The sequence below is a fragment of the Pseudomonas sp. LG1E9 genome (assembly GCF_003290225.1).
Lineage (GTDB): Bacteria > Pseudomonadota > Gammaproteobacteria > Pseudomonadales > Pseudomonadaceae > Aquipseudomonas > Aquipseudomonas cyclaminis.
Window position 1 is genome coordinate 3,928,568 of sequence record NZ_CP029983.1, and the last position, 18,470, is coordinate 3,947,037.

The 18,470-nt window shown below is 57.4% G+C and carries 13 protein-coding genes and 2 pseudogenes; 6 read left to right on the forward strand and 9 right to left on the reverse strand.

What is annotated here, in order from left to right; translation table 11 throughout:
• Nucleotides 1-617 precede the first annotated feature (617 nt).
• From DNK50_RS17950 to DNK50_RS17965, 4 genes are all read right to left on the reverse strand, one after another.
• Nucleotides 618-2,228, reverse strand: coding sequence for a DUF6119 family protein (locus DNK50_RS17950; RefSeq protein ID WP_112195524.1), 1,611 nt, complete (start codon nt 2,226-2,228; stop codon nt 618-620).
• Nucleotides 2,229-2,696: 468 nt separating this feature from the next.
• Nucleotides 2,697-2,996: a hypothetical protein gene (locus DNK50_RS17955; protein WP_099585310.1), complete on the reverse strand. Its 300-nt coding sequence runs from the start codon at nt 2,994-2,996 to the stop codon at nt 2,697-2,699.
• Between the two features lie 91 nt (nt 2,997-3,087).
• A complete protein-coding gene (locus DNK50_RS17960) occupies nt 3,088-4,032 on the reverse strand; it encodes a DMT family transporter (protein WP_112195526.1) in 945 nt (314 codons plus the stop codon).
• Between the two features lie 79 nt (nt 4,033-4,111).
• Nucleotides 4,112-4,846 carry an AraC family transcriptional regulator gene (locus tag DNK50_RS17965; RefSeq protein WP_112195528.1) on the reverse strand — a complete coding sequence of 245 codons (735 nt, stop codon included), beginning with the start codon at nt 4,844-4,846 and terminating at the stop codon, nt 4,112-4,114.
• A gap of 392 nt (nt 4,847-5,238) precedes the next feature.
• Between DNK50_RS17965 and DNK50_RS17970 the strand changes: the two genes are divergently transcribed.
• Together DNK50_RS17970 and DNK50_RS17975 are read left to right on the forward strand one after the other, a co-directional pair.
• Nucleotides 5,239-6,174, forward strand: a complete 936-nt coding sequence (locus DNK50_RS17970; protein ID WP_112195530.1) for a DMT family transporter — start codon at nt 5,239-5,241, stop codon at nt 6,172-6,174.
• A 123-nt stretch (nt 6,175-6,297) separates the two neighbouring features.
• Nucleotides 6,298-7,641, forward strand: a complete 1,344-nt coding sequence (locus tag DNK50_RS17975; RefSeq protein WP_099585314.1) for an MFS transporter — start codon at nt 6,298-6,300, stop codon at nt 7,639-7,641.
• Between the two features lie 65 nt (nt 7,642-7,706).
• Here the strand turns inward: DNK50_RS17975 and DNK50_RS17980 are convergent, their stop codons facing one another.
• The 3 genes and pseudogenes from DNK50_RS17980 to DNK50_RS29585 form a co-directional block, all read right to left on the reverse strand.
• Complete coding sequence (locus DNK50_RS17980) at nt 7,707-8,450, reverse strand: class I SAM-dependent methyltransferase (RefSeq protein ID WP_160385004.1); 744 nt, start codon at nt 8,448-8,450, stop codon at nt 7,707-7,709.
• Nucleotides 8,451-8,915: 465 nt separating this feature from the next.
• Nucleotides 8,916-9,635 (reverse strand): glutamine amidotransferase, encoded by a 720-nt coding sequence (locus DNK50_RS17985; protein WP_112195532.1) that lies wholly within the window; start codon nt 9,633-9,635, stop codon nt 8,916-8,918.
• Nucleotides 9,636-9,794: 159 nt separating this feature from the next.
• Nucleotides 9,795-9,899 (reverse strand): annotated as a pseudogene (locus tag DNK50_RS29585) (AraC family transcriptional regulator); the annotation flags it as partial.
• Between the two features lie 114 nt (nt 9,900-10,013).
• Here DNK50_RS29585 and DNK50_RS17995 point away from each other — a divergent pair.
• Both DNK50_RS17995 and DNK50_RS18000 read left to right on the forward strand, forming a co-directional pair.
• Nucleotides 10,014-11,390 (forward strand): cystathionine beta-synthase, encoded by a 1,377-nt coding sequence (locus tag DNK50_RS17995; protein WP_112195534.1) that lies wholly within the window; start codon nt 10,014-10,016, stop codon nt 11,388-11,390.
• Nucleotides 11,387-12,553 (forward strand): cystathionine gamma-synthase, encoded by a 1,167-nt coding sequence (locus DNK50_RS18000; RefSeq protein WP_112195536.1) that lies wholly within the window; start codon nt 11,387-11,389, stop codon nt 12,551-12,553. The genes DNK50_RS17995 and DNK50_RS18000 overlap by 4 nt, the downstream gene beginning before the upstream one ends.
• A gap of 404 nt (nt 12,554-12,957) precedes the next feature.
• Here DNK50_RS18000 and DNK50_RS18005 read toward each other — a convergent pair whose 3' ends face one another.
• Nucleotides 12,958-15,156: an OsmC domain/YcaO domain-containing protein gene (locus DNK50_RS18005; protein ID WP_099585320.1), complete on the reverse strand. Its 2,199-nt coding sequence runs from the start codon at nt 15,154-15,156 to the stop codon at nt 12,958-12,960.
• 163 nt (nt 15,157-15,319) lie between these two features.
• Here DNK50_RS18005 and DNK50_RS29590 point away from each other — a divergent pair.
• Together DNK50_RS29590 and DNK50_RS18010 are read left to right on the forward strand one after the other, a co-directional pair.
• Nucleotides 15,320-15,592: pseudogene (locus DNK50_RS29590) on the forward strand (PAS domain-containing protein); the annotation flags it as partial.
• 177 nt (nt 15,593-15,769) lie between these two features.
• On the forward strand, nt 15,770-16,885 hold the full coding sequence (locus tag DNK50_RS18010; protein WP_371929526.1) for a methyl-accepting chemotaxis protein: 1,116 nt from the start codon (nt 15,770-15,772) through the stop codon (nt 16,883-16,885).
• A gap of 72 nt (nt 16,886-16,957) precedes the next feature.
• On the opposite strand, the gene DNK50_RS18015 is transcribed toward DNK50_RS18010, so the two are convergent.
• Nucleotides 16,958-18,358 (reverse strand): hypothetical protein, encoded by a 1,401-nt coding sequence (locus DNK50_RS18015; RefSeq protein ID WP_112195540.1) that lies wholly within the window; start codon nt 18,356-18,358, stop codon nt 16,958-16,960.
• Nucleotides 18,359-18,470: the final 112 nt, after the last annotated feature.

Consider the following 18,470-nt stretch of genomic DNA (forward strand, 5'->3'; position numbering starts at 1 on the left):
GCAGCTGGGTCAATTCGGTATCAGCGCGACAGATCGTTGTCTGTCGCACCAAGCCACCATCGCTTAATTCCTAAGTTACGCGACGTTGCGCTCGCACCGCAGGATAAAGCTTTGCGGCGTCGCGTGAGTCTGTCGCTGGTGCTCAATTATATGCGACATTAAATTCGGTCACTGCGGCACTGAGAAGGATTGGGTGCGACTCCGATACGCTTGCCATTTCTCAGGGTTGGGATCTGCAACCGTAGCTACTCACGATGGCGATTTTGTGACTGCCACGAATGTCCGGATATGGCCGAAAGCAGTCACCCACAAACGAGCGCTTCCGGCCAAACGCAGCCATTCACATCAAGCGCTGGAGCACGCGAAAACTCTATGGTAGAAAAACACGCTAGAGTACAGATGCCCTTCGAACTCATCATCTTTACGTGTTTTAAATTCTTCTTTCTTTCGCAAGTTCAGTTGTTCAACACCCTGTCAAAACGATGATCACACCTACAAAAGATCATAATTAACTAGTAACGTCGTAAGGCTTAGTCACTCGATGAGCCAGTGCATTTTGCGCGGTAGAGTCTAAGAATATAATCCAACTGCGACACACTCAAACTTATTGTTGAGGCCTACGTTTTTTTCTTTCCTTCTTTATCAACATCTCTTTCGTGTTTGGATATATAGATCCTAGGGATGAGCCCATGACTCGTGACTAATTTGTGCCAAGACTCCACAGCTAAAAGGAATTGTATGGAGTTAACGTCAGTGATTTTTTTAACATCATCTTCAAATACAAACCACAGCGCAGCGCTACGTAGTTCTTCATCAAATTTTATTGTTTTATTCTTTATCAGAGTAATGGCGTCTCTAGACTGCTCGATATTATAGATTAGCTCTGGTTTCTTCTTTGAGATTTTTACCGATATAATTTCTCCATCGTTATAGATGTCGGCAACTTCTACTTGATAGCTACGTCTTTTTTGTTCGAGTGATTTAATATCTGTCAGAACCCGATCTAAAAGCTGACAACCTCGTTCGACGCATATTTTCTGATTAAAATACGCCTCTCGATAGTCAACTTTGTCATCGTCCGGCTTCGCATTTTCCCTTTTCTTTTTTTGCCAAGCAATGAATGCGGATTCAACCAGCGGCTCTTCTAGCTTGATTTCAATACTGCCTAACGATCGCCTCAGGTACTCCATGAACGTTTGATTAAAGAGAAACCATTCTCCACTTTTTAGGAAATATTGTTGCTCTTCGTATTCGATTGGGCAGTCAAGAATTTCCTTCAGGGATCGCGTAAAACGTCCTGTATCTTCGTTTTTGAATTGAACAGTAACGTTGTTAATGTCAGTAACATCAGGATGTTCTCCCAAGAAGTCCGAGATAGACTGGACATCAATGCTATTACCCAAAGCCTTGCGATAGTTACTATTTTCTCCCTTCGCCTTAATTTCATAATCGTAATCATGGAAGCTAAAGCAAATGGCTATGCCGTGCACCTGAAACTCTTCAATTAGAACTTTACCGTTTGCATTTTTGAGATGCTCGAGTAATAGCTTGTCAAGCTCACTTGTTGCCTCGGCTCCAACTGATTCAAGCTTAGGTAAATGTATAATCTTTTCACCACAGAAACTTTCGTCAATCAGTTGGAAAATGGCTGACAACTCCAAAGGTTGTTTATCCATATCCATCTGAATGGAATCGGCAAAAATTATATTGCGTTCACCCCATATTTCCTTGTTAGCGGCCTTGAGCTTTAAGTGGTCGACCGATTCGCCTGCCTCATAGCTATCTTTCTGAAATTGTTGGTAGGAGGACACGTCTTGTCGTTTTGTACCCGTGAAGTAGCGGCTTTTTTTCAGCAATATTGAGCTCTCATCTGCAACATGTATCGCAAGATCGATCCCAAAGTCGAGGTGAATAAATTTGGAGAGATAAAAGTGGGATTTTCCTAAGCTCACAGCATAAATTTTCTCTTCGTTCTCTAGATTTTGGCACAACAGAACGCCAAAATTAAAAGTATTTTTTGGCTCCTTTACATTATCGTTAAAAAACTCTTTATAGATTTCCCACCACCAAACATCATTCCCTTTAATATTTTCTGAGAAATAAAAAGTTTTAGAGTAATTTGAAACCGGAAGGGTCTTTTGCTCAACCAGCCCTACGGACTTAAGCTTTTCTTTTAGTTCTTTTATCTTATGATGCTTAATTTTATAAATATTATAAGTGTTTGGCATGTCGTTTCCATTCGAAGATGGCCGGATCCGAATGAGAAATTGCCATTTGCCAGCATGGACTGCAAGTTCTTATTTTTTTCAAGGATATTCTTAAATAAAATCAGTGGTTTACAAGTTTTCGGTACACCACCTACTCCGAGCCTTCGCGCCTACTGCGACGCCTCTACCAGCGAGGCGATATCGGAAGTGACGGATATGGAACTGACAAATCTCAAGCTGGCCGCGTGCCTTTATCCGTTAAATTCAGCGGAAGCCTCGTCCCATAAAAGAAATCGCAAATGTCTGCTTCTGGCCGATTTCTGCCTGTAAGAAAGGTCAGCAGTCGACCCATTGCAGCCTTTCGCGATCAGCGACAGTTGGCCAGAACCAGCTGTTGACTGACTTTACGACCCGACATCACGAGTCGAACGGTGAGGCTGAATAACGCTATTTCTTTTTTCAACCGGCCGCGTTGCCCGCTTGAAGTAATCAGAGCTCTGGGCCGCTGAATTTTCCTGATGCAATACACTCTAGAAAAATTCTTTGTTCTGGTTTAAGAAGTTTGCGTGGCGTATAGCCGTGCTCATCAGGCTCCCTCAGCCACCTCGTCAAAGCTCGGCTTGCAGACTCCTTGAGAGCTTGACGCTCTGCGTCAGTGAAATTATGTTCCATCTCATGAGACATAGACTCAATTTCTTTTACTACCCAATCTTCGTCAAACCCTAAATCATCGCTTGAAAAATTTAGCGTCCAAAGATAGTTCAAAGCTATGTCCGCGAGATTATTCATAAACGTTCCTTATTATCTATTCAGAGGTATGCGTCCGGCTAAGTCATCTAGGTGCAGTCAGCATTCATGTCGTTCAGCGGCTCTGTAAGAGCTAAACAGCCGGAGAGTGACGGGGAGTACGATGACAATTCAGACACCACATGACACCGGTGACCAGAAGTGCAATCGCCGCAATTTCATATGAGTCGGGCACCCGATGCTCCCATAGAAAGCCTAAAAACAGCGCCGCTAACGTCTCAATCACGAGCACTTGTCCGCTTAGTGCCAGTGGTAGAAGTCGGCTCGCCTGGTTCCAGCACGCATTACCCACAACCGAAGATAAAAACGCTACGCCACCGGCTACCATGACAAAGTGTAGCCATTCGGAGCTGCCATGCGTTCCGACCTGCCAACCCAGGACAGGTACCGCCAAAAGCAGTGATTGAGCGCCAGTCATGACCCCTGTCAGCAGTGCCCAGTCATGGGCGGAAACGCTGGCTACCTGAGCCAGCCGCCGAGCGTTGCTCACTGCGAACCAGCTCCATGTCATTAACGCGCCCGCCGCGCATAGAATTCCGGCAATGTTTGTCAGTGTATCGGGCCTGTCGCCGTTGATCAGTGCGTGCCAGCTGATAAGTGTGACCCCGCCCACTGCGCAGCACAGCGAGGGAGTGAGCTTGCGCAAAGAAACGGCGTTGATGTCATGACGACCTGCCAATGTGACGAACACCGGAATGAGTCCGACGATCAGAGACGTTGTCGCAATGCCAACCAACTGCACACCGGTGCCCACCAGCGTGTAGTAGATGAGGTTCCCAATCAGGCTAAGCCAGAAGAGCGACTTCCAGTCGGCCATAGTGAGATTGGCGCAAACGCGCCTCCAGCGAGGCATAAGCAAGGCCACCGAAATCGCGCCGTAGCAGAGAAATCTCAGAACGGCGAATTGCAGGCCGCTCAGGCCCGGGGTGAGCTGGGGGCCGAGGAAAATCACTCCCCAACACAGGCCCGCGCAAACTCCGTAGACAATGCCCTTTAACAGTGACCGATCAGCAAACATTTCATCCGCGCTCCAAAGCGTAATGGATGAAGTCTGGAGCAACTGATTCAGGGAGTATTGTCGGTAACTGCGGAATTTTTTACCCAGACTGTTTTTGCGTTTTACGATAAACCGCCGGGGTCGTGGCCCTCACGCGCTGCATGGCACGGGTCAGCGATGCCTGATCGCAAAAGCCAGCACGCAAGGCAATCTCGGATATGGTTAATGAGGTTCCACGCAACCATCGTTGAGCTTCTTGCAGGCGTAGATCGGTCAACCAGGCTTGCGGACTCATCTCGAACGATAGCCGGAATCGCTGGTGCAGCTGACTCACGCTCATTCTTGCTACTTGAGCCATAGCCTCATTGCTCCAGTTGGCTCCAGGATCCGCCCGAAGACGAGCGATCAACTGCTCCATGGGGTCTGGAAAGCAAGAGATGTCGGGATTTAGGGACGACAAAAGCAAAGGCCCCAATTGGGAAGCAGTGATGGACAGCTGTGCGTTGCCGATTAGCTCAGCGAACTCTATAAGCCGACGAGTTGCGGGCGAAATGGGCACATATATTTTCTGAGCAAGACGCTCTATCTGGAGCGTTTCTAGGGTCATCGGCGCACAGTCCAAAACAAGAAACCGGCTATCGAGGTTAGTCTGCTGCGAGTGGATCGAGCCAGGTGTCACAAGCGCTGCCAATGACTGATCAATGCAGCCGCCGCGACCGTTTACGTCAATTTCCATTTCGCCACGAATCGGCAGTACCAATTGAGCATACTCGTGGTGGTGGTGAGGGTGAGGGTTTTCCCTCTCATAGCTGCGAACTTCAAGGCTTAGAAACATTACTGCACCTTCCGGCCCATCTGGTTATCCAAGGTTGTCCCATAACGCCAGTTTGCACCCAGGTTAGGTCAGGCTTGCAACTGATTCTAACATTTACGGATCAGACCGTTGATCGGCAGACCCCATTTAAAAAAATGGCGGCGCCCCCAATTTCTGCCTAAAACATCATACAACCACCGCCAAACCTGCCAAAAATTGAATACGTCCGCCCCGCCGCGAAATCATCCAAACATCTTAAGCCAACCCTACAAGCCCAATATGCTGGGATATTCTGTAAATCCTCGCTTGCCCCTTCGCTTGAAACACGCTACAAACCTACAACACGGTTGTACGATGACCATAAAAATAAATCGCCATTCCCGAAGATGGCACCCCTTGTCCGAGCCCTTACCATGACACCCCCTGCCCCCGCCCTTTTCCCCCGCCACGTCGCCGTAATGATCCTGCTCTGCATGGGCTGTGCCTTCGCTGGCAACCACATCGCCGCTCGCGTCGCCTTCGACGATGGCGCCGGTGTGCTCCTGGCCATTTTGCTGCGCTCTGGCGGCACGTTGTTGGTGCTCGGCGCGCTGGTGCTCTGGCAACGCCAGAGTGTGCGCCTGCCTTCGGGAGCATGGCGTTGGCAGTTGCTGTTGGGGCTACTCATTACCGCCCAAAGCCTCTGCCTTTACTCGGCCGTGGCCCGTGTGCCAGTCGCGCTGGCGTTGCTGGTGGCTAACGTTTTCCCGATTTTGCTGGCGCTGCTGACTTGGGGATTAGGCGGTCCACGCCCGACGGCGCGCACCGCGTTGCTGATGGGTTTGATTCTGGTGGGGTTGGTGTTTGTGCTGGACGTGCCGACTCGGCTTTCGGCCGACGCCGACATCGGCCCGCAATGGCTGCTGGGCGTTACCCTCGCCCTCTGCGCCGCCTTCGTGTTCGCTTGCGCGCTGTGGATCACCGATCACAAGTTGTCCCAGGTACGGGGTTCGGTGCGCAGCCTGCTGACGATCTTCATTGTGTTCAGCAGCGTGAACCTTGCTGGCTGGAGTGGCGCGCTTGCCAACGGCCTTAACCCGCCAGCGTCGCCGACCGGCTGGCTGGCGCTGGCGACGTTGGTGGTGCTGTATGGCACCGGTTTTATCGTGCTGTTCATGTCGGTGCCGCGCCTGGATATGCCGCGCAATGCGCCGGTCATGAACATTGAGCCGCTGGCGACGCTGCTGATGGGCTGGCTCGTGCTCGATCAAATGCTCAGCGCCGGGCAGGTGGCCGGCGGCGTCATTGTGGTGACGGGGATTGTGCTGCTGACGTATCGCAAGTCCGCCCAGCGTTCCGCCAAGGCCTGAAGCGGGCCGGTCCCGGCGCGAAGAAGTCGCTGTTGACTACGCGCAGGCCTCTTTTGAACCCCGCCGCCCGCCCACCACCTCGGATAATCAGGCATCCCCCTGCGCACTCCGAGGCCTTCACCCATGACGAGCTCATCCACCGAACAGGTCAGCCCCCAAACCCTGAGAAAAGTCATCATCGCCGCCGGCATCGGTAACTTCGTCGAGTGGTTTGATTTCGCCGTCTACGGTTTCCTCGCCACGACCATCGCCCAACAATTTTTCCCCAGTGGGGACGCCAGCGCGGCGCTGCTCAAGACGTTTGCCGTGTTTGCCGTGGCCTTTGCCTTTCGGCCGTTGGGCGGGATTTTCTTCGGCATGCTGGGCGACCGCATCGGCCGCAAGCGCACCCTGGCGATGACGATTTTGCTGATGGCCGGCGCGACCACCTTGATTGGCCTGTTGCCCACTTATGCCGCCATCGGCGTCGCAGCGCCGATTCTGTTGTCGTTGATCCGCTGCGCCCAGGGTTTCTCTGCCGGGGGCGAATACGCCGGGGCCTGCGCCTATCTGATGGAGCATGCGCCGAGCGACAAACGCGCCTGGTATGGCAGTTTCGTGCCGGTGTCGACGTTCTCCGCGTTCGCCGCCGCCGCGGTGGTGGCGTACGCCCTGGAAGCGTCGTTGTCCGCCGAGGCGATGGGCAGCTGGGGCTGGCGCTTGCCGTTCCTGATCGCCGCACCACTGGGTTTGGTGGGGCTGTATCTGCGTTGGAAACTGGATGAGACGCCGGCCTTCCAGGCCGTGAAGCAGGAACACGCGGTTGCCCACTCTCCACTCAAGGAAACCTTGCGCAACCACGGTGCGGCGATCTGCTGCCTGGGCGCGTTTGTGTCGCTGACGGCGTTGTCGTTTTATATGTTCACCACCTACTTTGCGACGTACCTGCAAGTGGCAGGCGGACTGAGTCGGGCGGTGGCGTTGCTGGTGTCGCTGATCGCGCTGATTTTCGCCGCGGCGATCTGCCCGCTGGCGGGGCTGTATTCGGACCGGGTCGGGCGTCGGGTCACTGTGATGACGGCCTGCGTGTTGCTGATGGTGGTGGTGTATCCATCGTTCCTGATGGCCAGTTCCGGGTCGTTCGCAGCATCGATTGTGGGGGTGATGCTGCTTGCGGTGGGTGCGGTGTTGTGTGGAGTGGTCACGGCGGCGTTGCTGTCCGAGACCTTCCCGACCCGCACGCGATATACCGCCTCGGCGATCACCTACAACATGGCCTATACAATTTTCGGCGGCACCGCGCCGCTGATGGCGACGTGGTTGATCAGCACCACGGGCAGCAACCTGTCACCGGCGTTTTATCTGATTGCGGTGGCCGTGTTGGCACTGGCAGGCGGGTTGGCGTTGCCGGAGACGTCGAGGATCTCGCTGCATGATGTGGGTTCGGAAGAAAAACGCGCGGCGACGGTGCTTTCGCGTCAGGCCTAAAAAACGCTACAGGCTTGCCCGCGACGGCGGCGGGCAAGCCATAACAACAGAGCGCAGGCACATCCTCAGCGCTTCACACACACAAACAACGCGTTCCCGGTCGTGCCAGCCCAAGGCGTAATCCGCTCATAGTCATGCTCAAAAACCTGCACTTCAAAATGCACCTGCAGCAATTGCTGCAACTCGACGAAACTCAGCGCGACCATAGCGTGCTCGTCCTGCCAAGCCTGCGTCACGCCCGCCGTGGTCTTCTCGATACTCAGGCGCAACGCCTGCTGCTCACCTGCCCCGCTGTAGTGCCAGCCGGAACCGAAAGTGAAGTGGCTGCCTTCCCACTCAACGCTATGGCGCACCAGCAAACGGTTGTCGATGTGCAGCTTGTCCACCGCGTTGAAGCAAAACACGCCGTTTTCAGCGAGCGCAGCGTGCACGCTGGCAAGGCAAGCGCGCAGTTGGGCCAGGCTGGCGTTGTAATGGGTCGAGTAGAGAAAGCAGGTGATCAGATCTTGCGCGTCGTCCACCTGAAAACCCGCCATGTCCTGGCAGCTGAACAGTGCCTCGGGGCAGCGCCGTTGGGCGAGGTCGAGCATCGGCTGGCTGATGTCCAGGCCGGCGCTGCGGTAGCCGAAGTCGAGGAAATGGCGCACGTGAGGGCCGGTACCGCAGGCCAGGTCCAGGTGCCGGCGTCCGCCATTGCCGAACAGTTGGTGCAGGCGGTGCACGCTGTGGCTTTGTGCGCGGTAGTCGATGTCGGCACACATCAGGTCGTAATAGATGGACAGGTCGGTGTACAGCGCATTGGAGGACATAGGTGGCCAGAGCGGTCGGCGGGAATTTCGCGGCGGCATGGTAACTCAGTCCAGCGCAAGAACCGCTACACTCGCACCTCAATCATCCGCCAAGGAGCATAGGTATCCACACAACTTCCGGTGAAGGCGGAATCTATGTCAAACGCGCTGTTGTGGTGAGCGGGCTTGCCCCGCGCTGGGCTGCGAAGCGGCCCCAAAACCGGCCAATGGGTTATGACTGAGAAAACGCGGCGCCTGAATTGGGGCCGCTTCGCAGCCCAGCGCGGGGCAAGCCCACTCACCACAGGGTTCTGTGTCAACCTTTAAGAGTTGTGTAGATACCTATGCCAAGGAGGCAACCATGGGCACGCGTGGGCAAGACCGACAGATCGACAATATCGAGTTCAACGAATTGGCGGTGTGGAGACGTCAACAATAAGCTGACGCTCAACCAAACAGAGGCAGGCCTGTGGCCTGCCTCTCTCTTTATCGTGCGTGGTAATCGGCCATCAACTTGTCCAAAAACAAAAACAGCTTCTGGTTCATTTCATCATATTCATTGGCCCGCAACACGGCGGGTTGCTGAACAAATCGCTGATCAACCAGCGTTCGCAATTGCACTTCGGATGCCTGGATCAACTGCTCCACGACGTCTTGTGTCAGTTCCATATGGCATTGGAAGCCATAGACCAAAGGGGTGTATTCGACGATCTGACGCGGACAACCCTCACTTCGCGCGATGATTTTTGCATCCGGCGTGAGCCCTGGCATGTCGTTGTGCCAATGGCCGACGTCCAAGGTTTCCCCAAAATGCGCGAACTTCGGATTCGCCGAGCCGTCCTGGCTCAGGTAAATCGGGAACTTGCCAATTTCCTTTTCGGGACTGTGGCTGAACGTCGCGCCCAGGGCTTCACCGATCAATTGCGCCCCCAGGCACACTCCAACCACAGCACGTCGGGCCGAAATGGCTTCATTAATGAGCGCACACTCGGCAACGGCATTGAAATGCGCACATTGCGCCTGCGTCGTTGCCGGATCTTGTGGGCCACCCAACACCACCAACAGATCGAACGATGCTGCGCTGGCTGGCAGCGCATCCTGCAGGTACACGCGGGAATAAGTGGCTTGATAGCTGCGAGCTTTTACCCAGTCTTCAAATGCACCGGGTGCTTCGTAGGATTCATGCACCAAAAAATGAACTTTCAATTCTTCACCCTCAGATTCAACGAACGTCGCATGACCATCAGAACCAAGCCCTTACGGACCACCGACAAGGACACAAATGAATACTAATGACACTTTGTGTCACTGGCAAGACTCGTCTTCATCAGCACTCATGAATGCTTGCCGCCTTCCCCTCTGGCGCTACTGCAACGGCACATAAATATCGGTTTGCCATTGATCCTGCGGCGTCTCGGGGTAAATGCTCAGGTAGTCGAAAAACAGTGGCTGGTCGCGAAGCTCCTCGCCACAGGTACAGCGTCGCCCATGCGCCGAAAAAAGACAGCAAGCCGACCGCCCGGTTGCGACTCAACCAATACCGACCTACTGTTTCATGTCTGCCTTGCGTACCCAGGTGACGACATGCCCACACCTTCACGCCCCGCCGTACTCGAACTGATCGGCAACACGCCACTGGTTCGCGTCAGTCGCTTCGATACCGGCCCCTGCACGCTGTTCCTCAAGCTGGAGTCCCAGAACCCCGGCGGTTCCATCAAGGACCGCATTGGCCTGGCCATGATCGACGCCGCCGAACGCGACGGCCGCCTGGGCCCCGGCGGCACCATCATTGAGGCTACGGCCGGCAACACCGGCCTGGGCCTGGCGCTGGTGGGCCGGGCCAAGGGTTACCGCGTGGTACTGGTGGTGCCGGACAAGATGTCCACCGAAAAGGTGCTGCACCTCAAGGCCATGGGCGCCGAGGTGCATATCACCCGCTCCGATGTAGGCAAGGGCCATCCCGATTACTACCAGGACATCGCCGCACGCCTGGCCCAGGACATTCCCGGTTCATTCTTCGCCGACCAATTCAACAACCCGGCCAATCCCCAGGCCCACGAAACCAGCACCGCGCCGGAGATCTGGGCGCAAACCCAGCACGACGTGGATGCAATCGTGGTCGGCGTCGGCTCGGCAGGCACGCTCACCGGCCTGACCCGTTTCTTCCAGCGCGTGCAACCGGAACTGGAGATGGTACTGGCCGATCCGGTGGGCTCGGTGATGGCCGAATACAGCCGCAGCGGCCAGTTGATCACTCCCGGCTCGTGGGCCGTGGAAGGTATCGGCGAGGATTTCATCCCGTCGATTGCCGACCTGTCCAGCGTGCGCCACGCCTATTCCATCAGTGATGAAGACAGCTTCGACCACGCCCGCCAACTGCTCAAGGCCGAGGGTATTCTCGGCGGTTCTTCCACCGGCACCCTGCTCGCCGCCGCGCTGCGCTATTGCCGTGAACAAACCACGCCCAAGCGCGTGGTCAGCTTTGTGTGCGACACCGGCACACGGTACCTGTCGAAGGTCTACAACGACCAATGGATGACCGACGCAGGCCTGCTGCACTACACCCACTACGGCGACCTGCGCGACCTGATCGCCCGCCGTTTCGAAGACGGCCGCGTGATCAGCGTAAGCCCCGACGACACCTTGCTCACCGCCTTCCAGCGCATGCGCCTGGCCGATGTGTCGCAACTGCCGGTGCTGGTAAACGGCCGTGAACTGGTGGGGGTGATCGACGAGTCCGACATCCTGCTGGGCCTGCACCACGACGCCGCGCACTTCACGATGATCGTCGCCAGCGCCATGACCGACCACCTGCAAACCCTGGCCCCCAGCGCCAGCCTGATCGAACTGCAAGCCGAACTGGATCGCGGCCTGGTCGCCATCATTGCCGACGCAGACGGCTTTTACGGCCTGATCACCCGCGTCGACCTGCTCAACCACCTGCGGAGGTCCCTTGCATGAGCCAGCCCGATAAAAGCGCGTTTGCCACCCGTGTGATCCACGCCGGGCAATCCCCCGACCCCACCACCGGCGCGCTGATGCCGCCGATCTACGCCAATTCGACCTACCTGCAAGACAGCCCCGGCGTGCACAAAGGCTTCGACTACGGCCGCTCCCACAACCCCACGCGATTCGCCCTGGAGCGTTGCGTGGCTGACCTTGAGGGCGGCAGCCAGGCGTTTGCCTTTGCATCTGGGCTGGCGGCGATTTCCACGGTGCTGGAACTGTTGGACGCGGGCGCGCATATCGTCTCCGGCAATGACCTGTATGGCGGCACCTTTCGGCTGTTCGACAAGGTGCGCCAACGCAGCGCCGGGCACCGTTTCAGCTTTGTGGATTTGAGTGATGTACCGGCGTTTGAAGCGTCGCTGCAAGACGATACGCGCATGGTCTGGGTCGAAACGCCGAGCAACCCGCTGTTGAGCCTCACTGACCTGGCCGCCATCGCACGCATCTGCCGGGCCCGCGGGATCATCTGCGTGGCCGACAACACCTTCGCCAGCCCATGGATCCAGCGCCCGCTGGAGTTGGGCGTTGATGTGGTGGTGCACTCCAGCACCAAATACCTCAATGGCCACTCCGATGTGATCGGCGGCATTGCCGTTGTCGGCGACAACCCCGAACTGGCTGAACGCCTGGGCTTTCTCCAGAACTCAGTGGGCGCCATCGCCGGCCCCTTCGACGCCTTCCTGACCCTGCGCGGCGTGAAAACCCTGGCCCTGCGCATGGAGCGTCATTGCAGCAACGCCCTGGACCTGGCCACCTGGCTGGAACAGCAGCCGCAGGTGTCGCGGGTCTACTACCCCGGTCTTGCTTCTCACCCACAGCACGCCTTGGCCCGCCAGCAGATGCGCGGGTTCGGCGGGATGATTTCAGTGGACCTGAACAGCGACCTGACTGGCGCCACACGCTTTCTGGAAAACGTGCAGATCTTCGCCCTGGCCGAAAGCCTGGGCGGCGTGGAAAGCCTGATCGAACATCCGGCGATCATGACCCATGCCAGCATCCCGGCGGCAACGCGGGCGCAGTTGGGCATTGGTGACGGGCTGGTGCGGTTGTCGGTGGGGGTTGAGGATGTGGAAGATCTGCGGGCGGATTTGGCGCAGGCGTTGGCCCGCATCTAACTGCGCTACCGGGTTTGTGTGGTGAGCGGGCTTCTTGTGGTGAGCAGGGTTCTTATGGCGGGCAGGGTTCCTTGGTAAGTGAGGTTCTGTGGTGAGCGGGCTTCTGTGGTGAGCGGGCTTGCCCCGCGCTGGGTGGCGAAGCCGCCCTAAAACCAGGCGACCGGGCCCTTGCTGATGCTACGCGGTGTTTGTTATTGGGGCTGCTTCGCAGCCCAGCGCGGGCAAGCCCGCTCACCACAGAAGCCCACTTAGCACAGAAGCCTGCCCACCCTAAGGAGCCCACTTAGCACAGAAGCCTGCTCACCCTAAGGAGCCCAATTACCACAGAAGCCTGCTCACCCTAGGTAGCCCAATTACCACAGAAGCCTGCTCACCCCAAGAAGCCAGTGCGCCTGTGCACGCGATCAGTTCGACTTGATGTTCGCCCGTGCGCTGTGCAGCTTCTTGTAGCTCTCGATCAAGCGCAGATGCCGGTCCAGCCCTTCCAGCTTGATGCTGGTCGGCGTCAACCCATGGAACCGCACACTGCCATCGACCGAGCCGATCACTGCGTCCATCCGCTCATTGCCAAACATGCGGCGGAAGTTGGCTTCGTAGTCCGCCAGGTCCAGGTCGTCGTCCAGTTCCATCTCCAGCACCCCGTTCAGCGCCTGGTAGAACAGGCCACGGTCAGCGGTGTTGTCGTTGTACTGCAGGAACATCTCCACGCATTCCTTCGCCTCCTCGTACTGCTGCAAGGCCAGGAAGATCAGCAGCTTCAACTCCAGGATGGTCAGTTGGCCCCACACAGTGTTGTCGTCGAACTCAATGCCGATCAGCGTGGTGATGTCGGTGTAGTCGTCCAGTTCGCTTTCGATCAGGCGCTCGACCAGCGCCTGCAATTCTTCTGTGTCCAGGCGATGCAGGTTGAGGATGTCCTCGCGGAAAAACAGCGCCTTGTTGGTGTTGTCCCAGATCAGGTCGTCCACCGGGTAGATTTCCGAGTAGTCCGGCACCAGGATGCGGCATGCGGTGGCGCCGAGGTGCTCGTACACCGCCATATAGGCTTCTTTGCCCATGCCTTCCAGGATGCCGAACAAAGTCGCAGCCTCTTGGACGTTGGAGTCTTCGCCTTCGCCACTGAAGTCCCACTCGACAAATTCGTAGTCCGACTGTGCGCTGAAGAAGCGCCACGACACCACGCCACTGGAGTCGATGAAGTGCTCGACGAAGTTGTTCGGCTCCGTCACTGCCTGGCCTTCGAAGGTCGGTTGCGGCAAGTCGTTCAAGCCTTCGAAGCTGCGGCCTTGCAGCAGTTCGGTAAGGCTGCGCTCCAGCGCCACTTCCAGGCTCGGGTGGGCGCCGAACGAGGCGAACACACCGCCGGTGCGCGGGTTCATCAAGGTCACGCACATCACCGGGAACTCGCCGCCCAGGGACGCATCCTTGACCAGCACCGGGAAGCCCTGGGCTTCCAGGCCTTCAATGCCCGCCACAATGCTCGGGTACTTGGCGAGCACGTCAGCTGGCACGTCCGGCAAAGCAAATTCGCCTTCGATGATTTCACGCTTGACCGCACGCTCGAAAATCTCCGACAGGCATTGCACCTGGGCTTCAGCCAGGGTATTGCCCGCGCTCATGCCGTTGCTGAGGTAGAGGTTTTCGATCAGGTTGGACGGGAAGTACACCACCTCGCCATCGGACTGGCGTACGAACGGCAGCGAAACAATGCCACGCGCTTCGTTGCCGGAGTTGGTGTCGAACAGGTGCGAACCGCGCAACTCGCCTTCGCGGTCGTAGACCTTGCGGCAGTAAGCGTCGAGGATCTCGGTTGGCAACTCGTCATTCGGGCCTGGCTGGAACCAGCGCTCATCCGGGTAATGCACGAACGGCGCGTTGGCCAGCGCCTCTCCCCAGAACTGATCGTTGTAGAAGAAGTTGCAGTTGAGCCGCTCGATGAATTCGCCCAATGCCGACGCCAGCGCGCCCTCCTTGGTCGCGCCCTTGCCGTTGGTGAAACACATCGGCGAATGCGCATCGCGGATATGCAGCGACCAGACGTTGGGCACGATATTACGCCACGACGCAATCTCGATCTTCATGCCCAGGCCGGCAAGGATGCCGGACATGTTGGCGATGGTCTGCTCCAGCGGCAGGTCCTTGCCCGCGATGTAGGTGCCCTGCTCCGACAGACTGCTGGGCATCAACAAGGCCTGGGCGTCGGCGTCGAGGTTTTCCACCTCTTCGATCACAAACTCGGGCCCGGCCTGTACCACTTTTTTCACGGTGCAACGGTCGATGGAACGCAGGATGCCCTGGCGGTCCTTATCGGAGATATCCGCCGGCAATTCGACCTGGATCTTGAAGATCTGGTTATAGCGGTTTTCCGGGTCGACGATGTTGTTCTGGGACAGGCGAATATTGTCCGTGGGGATATTGCGGGTCTGGCAGTACAGCTTCACGAAGTACGCGGCGCACAGCGCCGACGATGCGAGGAAGTAATCGAATGGCCCCGGTGCCGAACCGTCGCCTTTATAGCGAATCGGTTGGTCGGCAATCACCGTGAAGTCATCGAACTTGGCTTCAAGCCGGAGGTTGTCGAGAAAGTTGACCTTGATTTCCATGGGGGCACACCAGAATAACGGGCTAAACAAAAATGGCCGCCATTATGGGGTTTTTCGTCGATTAATTTCAGGCTTTTGACCAATGGCTGGCGAAATAGCCAATGTGGATTAATCTTCTGCACGTTGGCGCCGATGGACTGTGTGCAACCAGGGAGTAGTCGGAATGCGCAACAACCAGCCCGTAACACAACGCGAGATTTCACTCGCGCCTTCACAAAAACTGATCTCTGCCACCGATACTCAGGGTGGCATCACTTATTGCAACGACGCCTTTGTCGAAATCAGCGGCTTTGAACGCGCCGATCTGATCGGCGCGCCGCAGAACATTGTGCGTCACCCCGATGTGCCGCCGGCGGTCTTTGCACACATGTGGGCTGCGCTCAAGCAAGGCCTGCCGTGGATGGGCATCGTCAAGAACCGCTCGAAAAACGGCGACCATTATTGGGTCAACGCCTACGTCACGCCGATCTTCGAAGGCAGCCGGGTGGTGGGTTTCGAGTCCGTGCGGGTCAAACCCACAGCCGATGAAATCCGCCGCGCCGAGGCGTTGTATCGACGTCTGGGCCAAGGCAAGACGGGTATTTCATCCATGAATGCCTGGGTGCCGGCACTGATGAGCTGCATCCCCTACGCAGCCACCGGTATCGCCGGCAGTGTGGCCGGGCTGTTCCTCAGCGCCCCGGTCGCCATTGCGGTAGCCGTCGCCGTCGCCGTGCCGGTGGGCGTGCTCTGCTCCCGCGTACGCCAAGGCAGCACCTTGCGCCTGCTGGCGGGTGTCGAACCCTCGACATCGGATGCCTTGATCGCCCAGATGTACAGCGACGCGAGCGGCCCCCAGGCGCGCTTGGAAACCGCGTTCCTCAGCCAGAACGCCCGCCTGAAAACCTGCCTCACCCGCTTGCAGGACAGTGCCGAACAGCTCAGCGCCCTGGCCGGGCAATCGGATCAGCTGGCCACCGCCAGCTCCAAAGGCCTGGATCGCCAGCGCGTCGAAACCGAGCAAGTCTCCGCCGCCGTCAACCAGATGGCGGCGACCACTCAGGAAGTCGCCAGCCATGTGCAGCGCACGGCCGACGCCACCCAGCAAGCCAATGTGCTGACCGGCCGTGGCCGTGAAGTGGCGCGTGATACCCGCCTGGCCATTGAGCGGTTGTCTGCCGTGGTGGGCGAAACCGGCACCACCGTGGCGCAATTGGCCAAGGACAGCGACGAAATCGGCAGTGTGGTGGACGTGATCAAAGGCATCGCCGATCAAACCAACCTGCTGGCGCTCAACGCCGCGATTGAAGCTGCCCGCGCTGGCGAGCAGGGCCGTGGCTTTGCCGTGGTAGCCGATGAAGTGCGTCAACTGGCCCAGCGCACCTCCCAATCCACCACCCAGATCCACGCCCTGATCACTCAGTTGCAGGCGTCGTCCAACAACGCCGTGCAAAGCATGGAAAACGGTCAACGCCAGGCCCAGGAAGGCGTGGCGCGGGTGCTGGAAGCGGACCAGGCATTGGTCGGTATCAGCGAAGCAGTGTCCCACATCACCGACATGACCACCCAGATCGCCGCCGCCACCGAGGAGCAAAGCGCGGTCGCCGAGGAGATCAGCCGCAACATCACCACCATCGCCGAACTGGCCGACCAGACGTCGATGCAAGCCCATCAATCCACAGGCCTGAGCAAGGAGCTGACCAATACGGCGGCCACTCAATATGCGTTGGTAGAACGCTTCAATCGCTGAGTGAAGGCAAGCGGGCACCCTGTTACAAGGTGCCTACGGCTTGCGCTTGCCCGGTGAGGGTGAAGACGCAATCTACGGATTCCCCTGAGGCTGCTTGCGATACATCCCCGTGAAGTAATCCGCAAAGTCCGGCGCCGAGTTGTGGTTGATCACCGCGAAATTCTTCACCAGTTGAATGTGATACGGGCCGGCGCGACGAGTCGCCAAGGGCTCGCGCACGATGATCAGGTTTTCGGTTTCCATCGCCACCGTGTGGTGCGCGCTGACGATCACCTTGTCGGTGCCGGTTTCCTTGAGCGTCAAGGTGAACTCTGCCACTTCCCGGCCCTGGGCATCGCGGTCGGGGAGGATTTTCAGGTCCAGGTCGCCGTCGCGGTCGAGGAAGTCATTGCGCATCTGGTAATGACCGTCGCGCTGATCGCGGGCGACTTCGTCGAATTTTTCGTACTCGGGCTCACGGTATTCGTCGTGCAACTGGATCGCTCGCTCTCGCTGGTCGCCCTTGGCGCTGCTGACCCAGGTACCGGTGTAATCCGATTTGATGCGCCAAATGCCGGTCTGATGGCCGTCATCGGTGTATTCATGCAGGTAAAGGAAGGACTCATCAGCATACTCGCCGCGATCCCCCACCAACTTGATCGGCTTACCGCTGCCGCTTTGGGTGTAGCGCAGCTCGCCAATCATCACCGCGCCCTGTTGCTGGTACCAGATTTCTACCGGGATTTTGCCATCCAGGGTGCCCACCAGCCGCTGTGCATCTTCATTGACCGGCCCTTCCAGCCTGGCGGTTTCCAGCCATTGGCCGTCCTTCCATTCGCCGGTGGTGCGCAGCATGTAGCCGCTGGGCATGCTGGTGTTGGCGTCATCGTCTGTCGCAGGCACTTCTTGCTGGGTATATGAGCTGAGTCGCACCAGTTCGCCGTTGCGCATTTGCCAGCGGCTCGCACGTGTCCAGCAGCAGCCACGGTCGGTCTGCGAATGGATAATGCCGTCCTTGGGGTTGACCGAGAACATGCCGCCGGAGGTTTCGTTGGCCAGCTCGGTCAAGGGGCCGTTCAGCACCCACTGCGTCTTTTGCGGGTCTTGCAGGTACACGTCGTAACTGGACTGGAAATCTTTATCCGCGCCGGTGCCGTTACGGATCGCCAAGTCCTGGCGGCCGTCCTGATTGATGTCGGCGAAGTACACCACGCCGTTCTCCCCCATCAAACGCCAGTCGACGGTTTTACCGTTCTGGTCCATCGGCACCTGGGCCTCCGGGGTCTGCAATTGCTGGAGGATTTCGAGGGTGGCTGCGTCGCGGAGGGTGACCAGTGCCCGCGCCAGGTACTGCAAGTCCTGCGGCACCTCGGGGAACAGCACTTCAACCAGGTACTTGCCGCTGGGGTCATTGACCGAGAACGAGCGGGGTTCGGCCACGACCGGAGCCGCCACGGCCATGGAGAGGAGCACAGCGCTGACAAGCGAACGCATTCAAAGCATCCTTGCTGAAATTCGGGGGCGGCAGTGTAGCGGTTGTCCGCGCATAAATCGCTGTTTGGATGTGCCCGTAGGCTGCTATGTTGCGGGCCTCACGCGCGAAGGG